General features: G+C 51.2%; 11 protein-coding genes. 2 read left to right on the top strand and 9 right to left on the bottom strand.

The annotated features are described in order from the left end of the window. Positions 1-48: 48 nt before the first annotated feature. Positions 49-1,407 carry a sulfatase family protein gene (locus DQG23_RS02655; protein WP_113029224.1) on the bottom strand — a complete coding sequence of 453 codons (1,359 nt, stop codon included), beginning with the start codon at positions 1,405-1,407 and terminating at the stop codon, positions 49-51. 85 nt (positions 1,408-1,492) lie between these two features. Here DQG23_RS02655 and DQG23_RS02650 point away from each other — a divergent pair, with 85 nt between their 5' ends. Continuing rightward, positions 1,493-2,380, top strand: coding sequence for a helix-turn-helix domain-containing protein (locus DQG23_RS02650; protein ID WP_113029223.1), 888 nt, complete (start codon positions 1,493-1,495; stop codon positions 2,378-2,380). 212 nt (positions 2,381-2,592) lie between these two features. Here DQG23_RS02650 and DQG23_RS02645 read toward each other — a convergent pair whose 3' ends face one another. The 3 genes from DQG23_RS02645 to DQG23_RS02630 all read right to left on the bottom strand — a co-directional run bounded on the left by DQG23_RS02645 (position 2,593) and on the right by DQG23_RS02630 (position 6,704). Further along, on the bottom strand, positions 2,593-3,399 hold the full coding sequence (locus DQG23_RS02645; RefSeq protein WP_113029222.1) for a uroporphyrinogen-III synthase: 807 nt from the start codon (positions 3,397-3,399) through the stop codon (positions 2,593-2,595). Positions 3,400-4,164: 765 nt separating this feature from the next. Continuing rightward, a complete protein-coding gene (locus DQG23_RS02635; protein WP_113029220.1) occupies positions 4,165-5,145 on the bottom strand; it encodes a zinc-dependent alcohol dehydrogenase in 981 nt (326 codons plus the stop codon). 2 nt (positions 5,146-5,147) lie between these two features. Beyond that, positions 5,148-6,704, bottom strand: coding sequence for a ThuA domain-containing protein (locus tag DQG23_RS02630; protein ID WP_113029219.1), 1,557 nt, complete (start codon positions 6,702-6,704; stop codon positions 5,148-5,150). 230 nt (positions 6,705-6,934) lie between these two features. Between DQG23_RS02630 and DQG23_RS02625 the strand changes: the two genes are divergently transcribed. Then, a complete protein-coding gene (locus DQG23_RS02625) occupies positions 6,935-7,780 on the top strand; it encodes a helix-turn-helix transcriptional regulator (protein ID WP_113029218.1) in 846 nt (281 codons plus the stop codon). A 142-nt stretch (positions 7,781-7,922) separates the two neighbouring features. Here DQG23_RS02625 and DQG23_RS02620 read toward each other — a convergent pair whose 3' ends face one another. The 5 genes from DQG23_RS02620 to DQG23_RS02600 form a co-directional block, all read right to left on the bottom strand. After that, positions 7,923-8,930: an SGNH/GDSL hydrolase family protein gene (locus DQG23_RS02620; RefSeq protein ID WP_113029217.1), complete on the bottom strand. Its 1,008-nt coding sequence runs from the start codon at positions 8,928-8,930 to the stop codon at positions 7,923-7,925. 67 nt (positions 8,931-8,997) lie between these two features. Beyond that, positions 8,998-9,927 (bottom strand): carbohydrate ABC transporter permease, encoded by a 930-nt coding sequence (locus DQG23_RS02615; protein ID WP_113029216.1) that lies wholly within the window; start codon positions 9,925-9,927, stop codon positions 8,998-9,000. Between the two features lie 4 nt (positions 9,928-9,931). Continuing rightward, positions 9,932-10,855 (bottom strand): carbohydrate ABC transporter permease, encoded by a 924-nt coding sequence (locus DQG23_RS02610; RefSeq protein ID WP_238177716.1) that lies wholly within the window; start codon positions 10,853-10,855, stop codon positions 9,932-9,934. Next, the gene (locus DQG23_RS02605) at positions 10,855-13,137 is read right to left on the bottom strand and encodes a DUF5696 domain-containing protein (protein ID WP_113029215.1); all 2,283 of its coding nucleotides are present in this window, start codon (positions 13,135-13,137) and stop codon (positions 10,855-10,857) included. Before DQG23_RS02605 ends, DQG23_RS02610 begins: the two co-directional genes overlap by 1 nt. Further along, on the bottom strand, positions 13,130-15,205 hold the full coding sequence (locus DQG23_RS02600; RefSeq protein WP_158560262.1) for a YIP1 family protein: 2,076 nt from the start codon (positions 15,203-15,205) through the stop codon (positions 13,130-13,132). The genes DQG23_RS02605 and DQG23_RS02600 overlap by 8 nt, the downstream gene beginning before the upstream one ends. Position 15,206: the final 1 nt, after the last annotated feature.

The raw sequence follows: 15,206 nt of genomic DNA, 5'->3' as shown, positions 1-15,206 counted from the left end.
GTAGCACAATTTCTACCGGATCGTCTGCCGTCCGCTAGTGGTAAAATATCACAGAAACAAACCGGCGTAAGGATCATTAACGCGCTGCATCCAGCCGGCCAGCTCCCGCTCAAGCTCTTCGATTTGCGGCCGGTATCGGGGGTCGGAAGCCAGGTTGTTCAATTCCCAAGGATCGTTCGCCAGGTCGAACAACTGCACGAAATCGCTTCCTAGACCGGTTTCTGCCGAACGGCGGTACCGGATCATTTTATAGCGGTCGTCCTTCACCATACGTTGAATATCTTTATATAACGAATAGACCGTGTCTCTACCCCGGTTCGACTCGCCGCGGATCAATGCGTTCACGCTCTTCCCTTCAATACCGGATGGCGCTTCGATGCCCGATAAATCGCAAAGCGTGGGGAATATATCGAATTGGTAAACAAGCTCTTCGATACGCTTGCCGGCAGGGACTCCCGGACCTTTGATCAGCCATGGCACGCGAATGCTGTGATCGTACAGATTTTGCTTGCCCAGCAATCCATGCTGTCCGACGGCAAGGCCGTGATCCGCCGTGTAGACGATGATCGAGTTATCCGCTTTGCCGCTAGCAGCCAGCGCTTGCAGCACTTTACCAATATGATGGTCCATATGGGATATCATCGCGTAATAATCGGCAATATGCCGGCGTACCTCCTCTTGCTTGCGCGGATATGCGGCCAGCTTCTCGTCACGGATATCGAGCTCTCCGTTATCGAAAGGATGCTCCTCCATATAACTCGGCGGAAGCGGGATATTCTCCGGATCATACATGCTCGCATAAGGCTCGGGCGCCGTTCTCGGATCATGCGGGGACGTATAAGCCAAATATAGGAAAAAGGGATCGTCGCTTTCGTATTGCTCAATAAAATCGATGGCCGAATCGGTAAACAGCTCCGTCGAAAATTTCGTTTCGAGCCGCAGCGCTTCAGGAGGATAATACCCTTCAGCGTTATAATCGAAAACAGGCACCTGCCGATGCTCGCTCATCCCCCCGAAAAACAGTGCTTCGCCGCTGCAAAAACCAGCTGTGAAGCTGGCCCTGTCATTGTGCCACTTGCCGATCGCGTGCGTATGGTAACCGTGCGAGCGGAACCATGCCGGCATCGCAGCCGCACGATTCCGAATGACATTCGTACGCGAATGATCGCCGATTTTCTGGCTTTCCGTCGCCTGAAAAATATGAGTTCCCGTATTCACGCAAGCCCGGCAGGGAACGCAAACGGCTCCGTCGACTCCTCCGATCATATGCGTCGAAGCCATCATCGTACCGGCATGGGCTATCGCATCCAGCACCGGCGTTCGTACCGTCCTGTCGCCTGACGCTCCGATGGCGCTATACCGGTGATCGTCGGCAATGATGAAGATAACGTTAGGTCTCGCAGCCATAAAATCCTCCTTGAATTCCATGTCATGATGGCTATAATTATAGTCGTCACAACACGGAAACTACATGGCATAAAGGAGGAATCGCATGTCAAAAAGTCTGACGAATCACGAAGCCTCCGTCTTCCTGGACTCCCTGCTTCATCTAGCGCTTTCCTCGCAGACGTTCCATATTCATACCTGCTTTAACGTGACGGTTCCCTCTTCTTGGCGCATTGAAGAGCGCGTGCTCGATGAGATTCATATGTTGTATGTCAGAAGCGGAGTTGTCACCTATCAGGTAAACGGATTTCCCGTGAAACTGTCGGCAGGAAACCTGCTCTTTCTGTCCGACGGTGCGCAACATGCGGCGTATAGGGATTTGAATGAGCCGTTAAGCATCATCCCGATCCGCTTCAAAATAAGGCGATATGAGGACAGCAACAGAAATTTCGTCACTACGCCGGTCCCCTGCTATTTCTCTTTACTTCCGCGGGATACGCAAAAATTCCGTTTGCTGTTCGAGACGATTCACCGCCATTACTGTCTTCCGCCTACCGTCAGAAGAGACGCGTTGTGTCATGCCTCCGTCAGTCAAACGCTTGCGGAAATGTCGCACGAGCTGGAGGAGATCGAACGAAGCAAGCCGATTCATCCCGCCATGATGCACATAAAGAATCATATGGATACGAATCCGGCAGACCGGCTTACGGTCAAAGAGCTAGCCGCTCTATCCGGACTTACACCCAAATATTGCTCACAGTTGTTCCATCAAATGTTCGGTTTGACGATCAAAGAGTATCAGATCAAAGCGCGTATCGAATATGCGCGTTACTTGCTGGAGCATTCGGATCAATCCGTCAAGGAAATCGCCTTTCATCTCGGCTATCCCGACCCTTTCGTCTTCTCGAAGCAGTACAAAGCCATCACGGGTTTAGCGCCTTCCCAGACGCTTCGCGAATGCCGTTCATCCGGTGGACGATCAGCAAACGTTTAAATCATATGCGGTCAGCCTGCTAGCTTGCCGATGAAGCTAAACGTGGGGGGATGCCTGCCCCTCGCTAAGGAGTCAAGCTCTAACGGAAGCGACAGCCTTTATCCATCTAAGAAAAACCGTCCGCAAATCACGGACGGTCCTTTGGTGCATGGCTATACGTTTGTGCGTATGGGAGGTAGCGGGTTGAGGTTTTCAACCGCGCTTCGCCCCAATTAATTCTGATAAAAGCGTGAAATCTCAATGATCATTGCGCCCATCCGCTCGCTTTCGGGCGCGATCACGCGTTCGACGCCTTCCTCCTTCAAAGCTTCCGCCGTCACTTTGCCTACCGCGACAGCTAGCACCTTCGTATTGAATCTATCAACCATTTCCGAATGGCAGTTATTCGCTTTGGCGAACTGAAAGAAATAACGGACTTGAACCGCCGTCGTAAAGCAGACCGCATCGACGGAACAATCGGATATCTCTTCGCACAAAAGGAGTGAAGTTTCCATCTGAGGTGCGATATGTTTATACGGCAGTATCGCTTTAACGACGGCTCCTTTTTGTTCCAAAAAGGCTGTCAATGACGGCATGGCTTCCCCATGCAATTGAATAACGACGCCTAGACCGTCGAACGCATAGGCTTCAAGCGAACGAATGAGCCCCTGGGTCGTGCCATCGTCATCCACGGCAATGGGACGTATCCCCAATTGCTTCAGCATGGCAAACGTTTTGTATCCTCTGGCCGCGACCTTCGCTTTCGTAATAATATCGAGCAGCTGCGAACGAACGCCGATTCGATCGGCCTGATTCAGCAGCGCTTCAAGACCGGTTCCGGTCGTGAAAATCATCCAATCGGCCCCGCTTTCGACCACTTGACGTATATCTCGCTCTACCTCGCTGACGTCGAGCACCAACGAGCCTTGCTGAGAGCGTACGAGCGTGGAACCGCCTTGTTTTTCTACGATAACGCTTAGTTCCTCTATTTTGCGGGAGCCCGCTAAAACAATCCGTTTTCCACTTAAGCCGCCAGACATCTTCAGTACCCCTTTCTTCTCTTAGCCTTCCATTATACATATAATCCTATTAGTTTACTATGATAAATGGATTAGCGTGAAAATGAACCATCCAAAAGATCATGAATTGTTACCATCCAATGCATTTTACATGAAAAGCAAAAACCGCGCAGTAGTATTTGTTAGCTTGCTTATGCAAAAACTGACGGACTGCGGCGGACGTGATAAGAAACCCGCTTTGCGGCGGGCATTGGTGTTCGATATACGTTTGTTTGTTGACGTGGCAACGGGTATAGGCTTTCAGCCTTCGAAATCGTGTTTCGTTGAACTTATTACAAGGGAGAAACACGATTTCAAAGACTGCCCCTAGCGAAGCTCCTTTGCCGGCCTCCATACCCATTACCTCATGTTCGTCTTTGGTGCTTTCTATCGCCTCCTCCAACCGGTATTCCTACCAGCTTACCCTTCCAGTCGCTTGCAGTCCGATTTTACCCACATGGAATCGAGTACGGCTTCCTTACCCCGCCTGCAGTCCGACAACGCCTACTTGCAGCGGGTATTTTGATAGGTACATTGGTGAATCCGTTCTCCAAGCCGGCAAAATCGGACTCCAGCGTAGGGCGAACCTCGATTCCTTGCTCCATGTGGGCTATTTCGGATTACAGCATATAAAGGCGCCTTAATAGCAGCGTAGGGATCGACTTTGCCGTCCTTGATTCATGAAACATGTAAATTCAAAAAAAACGCACCGGATCCCTGATCCGGTACGTTCTCCACATGAAGCGACTAGTTCTCCTCTAACCGGCTCCAATCGAATAAAATAAACATCTCTTCGAACCGGCGGTTCGCCAAACCGTCATAGGCTTCTTGCGCATCATGCGGAGACATGAGACGCGAATACGATTTGACATCCAGGAAGCCTTCGGCGAGCCATTGCAGCGATAAACTTAAATTTCCTCTAATGCTATGCGGCTGAAAATGACCTGGGTGCATCGGAAGCTCCCACTCCCATCCGCTTCGTAATACTACATAATGATGAAACACAAGTGACAGCAGCTCTTGCGCGTAATGCTCGGTATATCGTTTCCAGGGTACGCCGATCATCACGACTTCTCCGCGCGGACGGACGATGCGGCAAGCGTCGAGCACAGCCGATTCATGTCCCGAGCAATCGACGACAAGAGCGACATGATGCTTCCAAGCAGGGTCATCAAGCGGGAACGAAGCTGCCGTCTGCGCGATGCCGGACGCTCTCGCCGTTTCCAAACGACTCGTTATCGGATCTACGACCAAAACCTCATAGCCGATGCGTTTTAACATATGCGAGGCGAGGAAACCTACCGGCCCCGCGCCAGAAACAATGACTTTATCGCCCGGCCGAGCCGTGGTCGTCATCAACGTCGTCATGCTGACATTCATTAAACGGGAGATCGCTGCCGCTGCCGGATCAAGTCCCTCCGGAACCAATACCGCATCGCCGGCCGGAATATGCTGAAAGCTTTGATGATTGTACATACATAATATGCGATCGCCGGGCTTGAAGCCGTGCACGTCTTCCGCAGCCTGCTCGACTTCAAATACGGAAGCATAACCCGGGAATGCCGGCTCTTCGCGATCCTTCAAATAAACGGCATGCAGCTCCGTTCCCGGGCTGATGAGCGAATACAGCGTTCTCCCCAGCAAATGGCCTGGCGCCGGCCGTGTCGGTTTCTCAAGTGAGCCGAGATCGGCTGCTTGTTTTCCAATAATGCGTATCGCCGCTTCCATCGTCAGTTTCCTCCTTCCGGCAATTTCCCGCAGGTCCATAAAACGGCTCGCCGCAGCATTTCTTGCACTTCCGGCACTTGGTATGACTCTTCGTCGTGTCCTAGCAGGGTTTGATAGACGCGTGCGCCCTCATACTCCGATGTCCACGCGAGCGGCTCTTCTTTGCCCGTCACTTGGGATGTTGCCGCATATAGAACATGAATATCGGCTGTGCCTTCTTGGTTGACATACAGCTCATCCGTCACGGCGAATCCGGCAATGCCGCGTGTCGTCGCGTGCTCGGGATCAACGATCCGCACTTCGAACGAGCCGTATGCATCGTGAGCGCTTGCTCCATGATGATTCCAGACTCGCGGCACTATCCGTCGAAACTCCGGCCAATCCGATGCTCCCGCTTCCGGCAGCGAGAAATGGAAAGCTCCGTTTGCAAAATGCAAAATAAGCAATCCGCCGCCATTGCGCAAATAGGTCAGTAAAGCTTCCTTCGCCCGCTCGCTCAACCCTTGCGGATCCTGCCAATTGCAATAGTTTAGTGCTATCGTATGGAATAGGGCTAAATCCATTTCGGCAAGCGATTCGATGTCGGTCGTTACCGTCACCGCAATCCGCTCATCCTGGCGGAGCGCTGCGCAAATGGATGGCATCGTCCGTTCCCAAAGATGCCATTTATGATGCTCGTTGCCTGAAATAAGCAGAACATGGATCGGTTCGGAGTCGACAGCGCCTCGGCCGGATCCCTGCACGCCGTCCAATACCCCTGCGATAGCTTCATCATCATAGTAATGCGATATCACGCCTCCATACGGGATTTCCAAGCCGGCGGCCCACATGATCGCGTTTAAATGAGCTTTGCGGAAATCTTCATTTTCCCATAACGAATAGGAATGACCTGCCGAGGTGACGAAGGCTCGTCCCCCGTCTTCGCGCTGCAGCGCCCAGCCTACTAAATTGGCCGTAGGATCGCCTTCGTCGGTTAAGCCCGGTACCCGCCAGATCGGCGTTATACGCGGATCATCGGGTGTAAATCTAAGTCTCCAATAAATTTCATCGTGTAATTCAATAGAAGCGCTTACCCCATTCGCGATCGGATGAGCCGATGCCGCCAATTCGAGACGATCGCCCTCGGATATATGAGAATACCAATTGCGCTCGCCCGCTTCGTCTTCCCATTCAAAGTAGCCGCCGCCCCACTCAAGAACCTTTTTCCCTTCTTCCCGCGTAAAGAAGGTGGAGAAATGCAGCAGCATAAGCCCGCAGCCTCTTTCCATCAAGCGCTCCATTAGAGAAATCCGCTCCTTTGTCTCTACAAAAGGCACATCCCTAAACAGAAATCCGTCACGGCCGTCTGTGGCGAATAACACAAGATCGGCGTCCTCCAATGTACGCTCATCCTCCGGCCAGCCTCCAGTATGATACTCGACTTGAAGCTGATCGCCTGCCGTGGACTGCTCAAGCATCACTTTAAGCAGCCGGACTGTTTTCACATACTCATGCGCACCTGGGCCATGACTAAGTTCACCCGCAATCAGCACGATCTTTTTGGTTAATGGCCGTATCATGGAATCTATCCGCTCCTCCCCGTGTGAATGTTTGACCTCTTCACTATACGTTTGCGCCGAGCGATTGAGAATGGCCGGAAATGCGAAACATCTATCTGAAAATATTCCTCCAGCTCGCTAAATCTCATCATGTATAATAAGACAAGGTTCAAATCAGGCTTGTGCGAATGCTAGGCACGGATAGCATTTTTTCATGAATATCTCACCGTATACGAAAGAAGGTAATTCACATGTGGGGAGCAGATTTGTTCGAGATACGGATTCATCATTTGGAAGTAGGACGAGGTTTTTGTCCCGACGGTTGGGTGCATGAGAAAACCGTCCCATTTGGAATCATTGCGCAAGCCACTTGCGGAACGTATGAATTGCAAACGGAATCGGGTACTTATGTCGTTACCGGCTCGGAAGCGTTTCTGACTCCGCCGCATCTCCCCTTGCGGATTAAACATATTGCGGATGCAGCAACGGGCGTAATGACAATGCGATACGTTCATTTTCAATTTTATTTGATGGATACGTTCGATCTGTTCCATCTTTATGAGCTGCCCCATAAATGCAATCCTGAGAAGGGACAACAGTTCGGCGAACTGATCGAAAAGCTGCTTGCTTTGAGGGATACCATCCCTAGCGGAGCCGCATCAATTACCGCGATCGTCACGAAAAACGAGCTGGCGTACCGTCTTTTATCCTTACTGTTAGAACTGGCAAAGCCGTCGGAAAACAGCGCTTCCTTACTCAGCGCCGCTCAGGAGCTTCAGCCGGTGCTTGCATTCATACGCGATCACTGGTTTGAACCGATCGATATCGATTTGCTGCTAAGCAAGTTTGCGGGATCGCGCTCCATATTATTTCAGCTATTCCGCAAGCAATTTCAGCAAACGCCGATGGAGTATGTGAAATCCGTGCGCCTAAACGAAGCGTATCGGAAGCTGTGCACCTCGGATACGCCGGTTGCGGAAATCGCACTAACAAGCGGGTTCGTCAATTCGTTTCACTTCAGCCGCGAGTTCAAAGGCAAGTTTCAAATGACGCCGACCGCTGCCCGCAAAGCCAATAAACTATGGATGTCTATGTAAAAGCCGACCCCCTCCTTCGCAGGATTACGGTCGGCTCCTTTAACGATTCGTTCCTTCGATTATATAGAAAGGGCAGGCCAAATCCGTGAATTTGACCTGCCCCTTGTTTCGGTAAGCAGCGCATGTACGCTGCAGCTTAGTTTCAAATAAGGTGACGGAACGCGCGAAAATAAATCCCATGCCCGTAATCGTTCGGATGATTCACATTATTCAACAGCAGGCTCTCATGGGATTTCCCCGCCTGAAGCTCCTGCAGCCACAGCTCATGCACATCTGCGACGCAAGTTCCCAGCTCTCTGGCCAGCCGCAGCAATATATCCGAATAAATGGCGAGATCGCCGCTTGAATGAACCCAGAGCGGATTGGATAGGCACGGTGTGACCAGAATAATGTCCGCATCCGTTTGCTGCTGAATACGCTGCACCATGTCTCGGATATTTTCCTCGTATGTTCCTGGAGGAACATTATTTCGGATATCAGGTCCCATCTTGCATTGATCGTTCATGCCGTAGCCGATGCTGACCAAATCGGGTTGAAGCGCAATGACGTCCTGCTCCACCCGATTCCGTGCGGTTGTGGTGGCTTCGCCTCCAAGCGAATTGTTGACGACCTCAATCTTGGATTCGGGATAGTGTTCGCTTAATGCAGAGGCAAATCGGCTATAATAAGCGAGCGACTCCCGGCTCGCTTCGCCTCCCGTGCTTATGCTGTCTCCGAATACGACATATCGCACCGGCTGCTTGTCCGCGAGCTTCCTATGAAGGCGTTGCAATGCATTCACCTGAGTCGGTACACCGGCAACGGAAGGCGCTTCGTCTTCAGAAGTATATTCATAATCGATATAGATCGTATAAAGACGATTACTGTAATCCGGATAATCGTTGTGATTGAAACCCGTTATGCCGTACATGGGATGATTCGACCAATCCGGAATCCGGCTGTGCGCCGTTCGTCTTATTGTACTTGCCTCATAATCGATGATATAATCCTCATTTTCGATGTACACCTTATTGTCCTCATCGGTTGAATAGGCATGACTTCTGACATAAGCGCCCGCCTGAATGCCGGTATGGCGCAGCCTGCTCGCCTCCTCCTTCACAAGGACAAGCGTCTCCAAATGCTTCTTGCCGTTCGTCTTACCCGTTGACATGGCACAACCCTCCTATTTTTCCTTCCTATTCACATCCTGTTCTTATACTATAACTCCTTTTAGAGGGTTATTCTACCATTCCAGTCCGCTCCACTCCTTCAACGAAATACCGCTGCAGGAACATATACAAGAGCAACGGCGGTCCGACGATGAGCAGAGTCGCAGCCATTTTAACCGGTTCGTTCATATCAAGCTGTCCTCTGGCCGCATTCTGATAATCCAGAAAATGCTGAAGTTGCGTGAATTGCAGCGGCAGCACCTGCCATTCCGGGTTATTCAAATACAAGAGCGCTTGATGCATATTATTCCAATTCCATACGAACGAGAAAAGAAACACGATGATCAAGGCCGGTCTGGCAAGCGGCAGCATAATTTTAAAGTACGTGCGTATGAGACCTGCGCCGTCTATTTTCGCGGATTCCTCCAGTTCTTTAGGAAGCGTGTTGAAAAACTGGCGGCATATGATGACGAATAACGCTCCCTTCAGTCCTTGGCTGAACATGGCCGGAATAAAAATGGGAAGCGGCGTATTTAACCAGCCCAGCTTGGCAAAAAGCATGATCGTCGGAATGGTAATGGTCTCGGGAGGAATAACGAAGGTGAGCACCACGATCATAAACAATATATTTTTGCCGGGCAGGTACAATCTCGCGAAAGCATAACCGGTAAGCGCGCAAAAAAACATTTGGATGACAGCCGTTAACGCGGCAATAAGCAAGCTGTTTCGGAGCGTATGCAAATAGTTCAAGCCCTCAAAAGCCGTTCGATAGTTATCGAATTTAAGCGAATGTGGAATCCACTTTACCGCCGGATTAAACAGATCGTAAACGTCTTTGACGGAAGTGGAAATCATATGGAATAAAGGCGTTACATATAAAACCGTGATCGCGATTAAAATGACATACAAGCCGGTTTTGAACAATAAACCGTCGTTCAGCCTTTGCCCGATAAGCAAGAGCTTCGTCTGATCCTTGACCTTTCGATAGCGGTCCGTCATCTCCTCACCCTTTCTTCCCCGAGCTGAACAATCTGGCCAAGCCGAACAATACCCCGACCAAAAGGATGATAAATGCAAAGTAGATCCACCCTATTGCACTGGCATAGCCGTACCCTGTATCAATCTTAATCATATTAAGCAAGATGTGCTTTAAAATGGGATTGAACGGACTAAAGGACAAGTCCACGACCGTATAAACCAGATTAAGAAAAATGAAAGGGACGATCGGCGTGAACGTAATTTTCCAGAAGCTTTCCCAGGGTGTCGCCCCGTCGATTTGCGCAGCTTCATAGACCGACTTCGGTATGGTCTGAAAAGCCGCCAAAAAGATGACGATCTGAATGCCGGAAAACCACAAAATGATGACGAACTTGCCCAATATGCCGACCAGCGGCTCCGCAATCATTTGCGGCAAGGAGTTGTATATCAACCCTTCCACATCGTATTGCTTAGCGAAGGAGATCTCTCCCTGGCCCTGATCGAACAAAGCAAGCAGCACTTGCCCTGTCGCAAATATGACCGGCAAGAAGAAGATCGCCCGAAACAAAAATCTTCCGGGAAATTTCTGGTTGAGCAGGATCGATACGAGCAGCGCAAAGATGACGGTAATCGGCACGATCAGTAACGATTCGCGGACGAACAGCATAAGCTCGATCGGAAATACGTTGTCGCGAAAAAAAGCATATTTAAAATTGTCCATCCCGACAAAATCATATTTGAATCCGCTGCCGTCAGGCGAAATGCCTACTTTCTGAAAGCTAAGAAACAGGGAGTAAGCTAGCGGATATAGAACAAAGCTGATAACGCCGATCAACCAAGGAGCCAGGAATAGCAGTCCTCCTTTTGCCATATGCCATTTCATACGGCGGCCGTGCTTGCGATGCTCCGCAGCGCTCATGCGTCCTTCAACAATTTGCGGTTCGTTCATTATGGCAGCCTCCCTTCGGCCACGATACGGAAGGACAACGGATCGACGGTATGACCATCGGCGTTATACGGAGTGGAATTGTAGTTCACCCATATCGTTTTTCCGCCCTCGTAAACCGTCTCAAATACGCCTTCCGCCAGTTTGCGATGATTGTCGATGAACATTCCCTGTACGTTTCGGCCTGCTTCCGCATATCCGGCATATTCATCCAAAATCTGCCCGCGGTTAATTTCAAACTGCGAGCTGAAAAGCGTATTCGCCTGCGTATTGCGCAGGATGCGCGGATCCTCATGCGTGAGCGTATAGTTAGGCAGCGCCCCGTATTCGATATCGCGGAGGAATCCCTCAACCGGCTGCGGCCGCTCATTGCCTCCTGTAGAAGAATAGGTGACAAGCCCATGCAAGGCGATCGGATAAAAGGGAACCTGCTCGCTCAGCGGCATATCGTAGTTATACTCTGTCGGGAATCCGAAATAATGGTCAACGTGGCCCAAGGTGTAGGCTTTCGCCCCCGAAGTGTACACTTTCACGAACGCGGACTTCGCCGTGTCGAGCGCCTTATTGTACGCAGCGGCTGCGGACTCTCGATCCGTATACCGCTTCCGGTTAAAATCGCTGTACAGATATTCGCCTAAACCAACCAGCGACACTCGATTGATCGGCAGCCGCTTCATCTGCTCCGTAATGGAAGGAACGTATTGCTCTGCGATCAAATTCGGATTGAATTGAAAAAGCTTCTGATCGATCCGGCTAAACTTATTAATCTCTCCGGTAATCATCCTTGCCGCATCGTCGGTTGAATAGCCTCCGCCGAATTTATCTCGCGCGTAGGTAACGTTCTGATCCAGTCGAACGGGAATGTCCAAACGTTCGGCCAATCCGGCCAGCTCGGCGAGTCCTTTCTCGCCTCCGACCGCAGCTTCAATCGAGAGCTTCTTCGGAATATGGCCCGGCAGCCCGCCCGGATTCCAGCCGACGAAACCAAGCTCCATATTTTTGATACCCGCTAGATGCAAATTTTCCGCCATCGCCTGAGCTTGTGCGAACGTTGTGGCCACGACCGTCTTTGTTCCAAGCGGCCCTTTCTCCATCGCCGCCATCAGTACATTGAGGAAGAGCGGCGGTTCGACGCCGGTTTTTTCAAGCTTCTTCAGCCCTTTCGTTTCCATCAGATACGCGCGGTATGCTTTCGCCATGTCGGCATAGCCGGTCCGATTTGGCTTCAAGAGCATGTAACGAACGGTTGAAGCGAACTCGAATCTGCCTTTCTCAAAGACGGCCGTTTTGCTGGTTAAGCCTTTCGGCTGGTAGTACGGACGGCGTACATTAAACTGTGCGTTCGCCTGGTTGAATATGGTCTGCAGCCCCGCCGGGCTTGCGATAATGTCCGCATGGAACTCCCCCTGCTCAATGACGGCAAGGAACCCGCTTTTTCCGCGGCTGATGCCGAACACCGGAAAAGCGATATCGTCACGTGTGAAATAATCTTCCGGCGGGGGTGCCGAGCTGTCTGTGCCATACACCGGGTAATCGTAGGGCTTCCATTTCGCATTCACCTCGCTGTTGAAGCGAATTAAGCCGCCCGGTCCGTCAGGGACGAACAGGAAGCCTTCCGGACCGTTAAGCGAGGCGCCGAGAAATGGGAACACTTGATAAGTCGCCAAGCGATGCCCGCTTTCCTCCACTATGCCTTGCTTAGGCAAATGAACGTTGAACCCCTGCTCGGTGAGTGTACATTCGACGTATAGCGAAATCCCCAGACTTTCCATCACATAGCGAATGCCGACACCGCCCTCGATTACCCGCCATCCGACCTTAGCCTGCTGCTCAAGCGTATTGCCGGCTGTAAGGTTCGCACCCTTTTCTTCTTGTTTGATATATTCAAACAGAACCGGCGCTTGCAAATTGGTCGCCCATAACCCTTTGCCTCCAGCCGACTTTACTTCTTCCTCCGCAGGCCTGCTGGTCCACCAGGTGCTTGCGTCAGTATCCTCAATCGCAATATTGCCGGCGAGCGGCTCCAGCCATAGCTGCAGATTCCCGTGCGATGTCATTTTGTACCAGTCAAGACCGCCCTTGCTGACCCGATCGTTATCGGGAACGCCGGTTTCGAACGTCATGGCATTCATAAAGCTGACGGCCCGCTCCTTCGAATAATCGCCTTCCATGACCCCGCTTGAACCGGCGGTAGCCGCGATGTACAGTCCGATCATGATTAGGCCGAAGACTGTGATCAGCATGATTCGTTTCTTTCTTATCCAAGCCTTGATCGACCTAACCACGCTTGACCAACTCCTGTCCCAGCTGCGTAAAGAAATCCATTGCGCCGTACACCAGCCCTCCAAGCGCAAAAGCAAACAGCGAAATACATACCAAGCTGAATAATGAAACCGCCGACATGCGGATCGATTCCTTCAAATTGTAGTTGTGCACCATCATCGTACCGATGAACATAAGGACAAGCATCCACAGTTGCATAATACGCATCGCCGCATCATAAAACGCCAGCTCCTGCAGCGTCAGCGCATTGGATAACAGCTGAAGCGGCAGCGTGAACAACAGGACAGGCGCCATCGCATAAGCATTAACCGCGAATACTTTCTTCATCGTCCCTTCGCCCTGCATAACCGATCCGGTCAAATAATTGGCAAGCACCCATACCAGCCAAAGTCCCAGAAACGCACCCGCTTCAACCATTAGGTTTAGATCCCGAAACCGAACGTCGGAAAATATAAAGCTGACGACAGCCTTGCCGGCAATGTTTACGATGAAGGAAGCTGCAACAATTGCGACCGGGACGGCAAATTTGATCCGGTTTGAGTTTGCGATATCATACAAGGTATCGGCAGGCTTCCGCAAAATGCGACCGATGATTTGAAGAGAGTAAAACCAGTCATTCGCAGTTTGAGACCTGGTTCCCCCCTGTTGCCGCAGCCGTTTGCGGCGCTGTTTGAGGTAGCGTCTCAGCACAAACAGTACAGCGCCGGCAACCAGCAAAACGGTCATGGCGCTTCCAAAGTAACGCTGCATCCCGATCATCCGATACTCCCAGAACACTTCCGAATAACCGTCCTTGTCCCGGGCAATGGAGAAATTATCCATCGCCTCGGCGAATTGTTTATTGCCGAACTGCGCTTTGGCTATGCCCTGATAAGCGCGTTCGAACGTGCCGTTATAGCGCAAAATATGTTTCCATATGGGCAGCGCCTCTTCATAATCGCCTTGCGAAGATAAGCTGATTGCGCGGTGTACAAGCTCGCCGAATTCGGTCCGAACCATCCAATGCAGAATATCCAAATCCCCGTCGGCAATAATCAGATCGCCGCGCGAGTTGACAACGAGTCCGGTCGGCCTCTGCAGCAGCCCGTAACGATCCTCCTTACCGCTTCCGCCAAAGGTGAATATGACATTGCCGTCGGAATCGTATTGGTCAATAAAGCCGCTGCCCTCTTCGATCGCCGTGATCATTCCCCTGGAGTCGACGGCGATATCGAGAAAGTTTGTCTTGCTCATCGCATTGTCCCACGGGGCGAAATTAATATCTCCCAGAAGATCGTAGCTCGCGGCATTCAGCCTTTTGATCTGCCCTCGCGCCATGTTGCGGTTTATCGTATAGATAAAGCCGCGCTCATCGATCGTCATATTCGAGATGACGCCCGGCAGCTTTTTGTCTTCCTCTGCCAATTGCTGTTCGGTATAAAACTTGCGCTTGATGCGGTCGATCCAGTCCGCCTGCACTTTGTTGGAGCCGAAAAACCCGGCGAATTCGCCTTCGAACGTCAATTGAAGCAATCCCTGGTAGCCGCCTTTATTCGCAATATACAAATAACCGCGCGGATCGATGACGACCTTGGAGGGGACGAATAAGTAATTCGCGGGAATAAACTGCGAGGGCGGGCTGACGTATTCCCGCTGATAAGTCGCCTTACTGTCAAAAACGGCAACTCTGCGATTTCCGGTATCAGCCACATAAATACTGCCGTCTTTGCTGACGAAAACTCCTTCCGGCCCGCGAAGCTGCGCCTTTTTCCGGGCATCCTCGACTTTGCCGGTTTCGGATGGAATATAACGAACGACGTTGCCTTCCGCATCGAGATGGACGATCCGGTTATTTTTCGTATCCGCCACGTAAATTTCATCGTCCGCCGTAATAAATAGATCTTCCGGACCGCTGAATCCCTTCACCGTCTTAAGCGGCTTGTAGGCATCCGGGGACGGTATCCCCTCTCCCGTATAATCTGTGGATGAAGTCCGGTAAGGCAGCGCAGCATATGCCGGCAGTGCCGAACTGGCCGCAACTGCAAAGGAAATCAAGAGGATGACCAGTAATTTAAAGAAATATCGCCGCATC

The sequence above is a fragment of the Paenibacillus contaminans genome (assembly GCF_003285015.1).
Taxonomy (GTDB): domain Bacteria; phylum Bacillota; class Bacilli; order Paenibacillales; family NBRC-103111; genus Paenibacillus_V; species Paenibacillus_V contaminans.
Note: the sequence above shows the minus strand (reverse complement) of the source record. Positions and strands in the feature narration are given on the sequence as shown.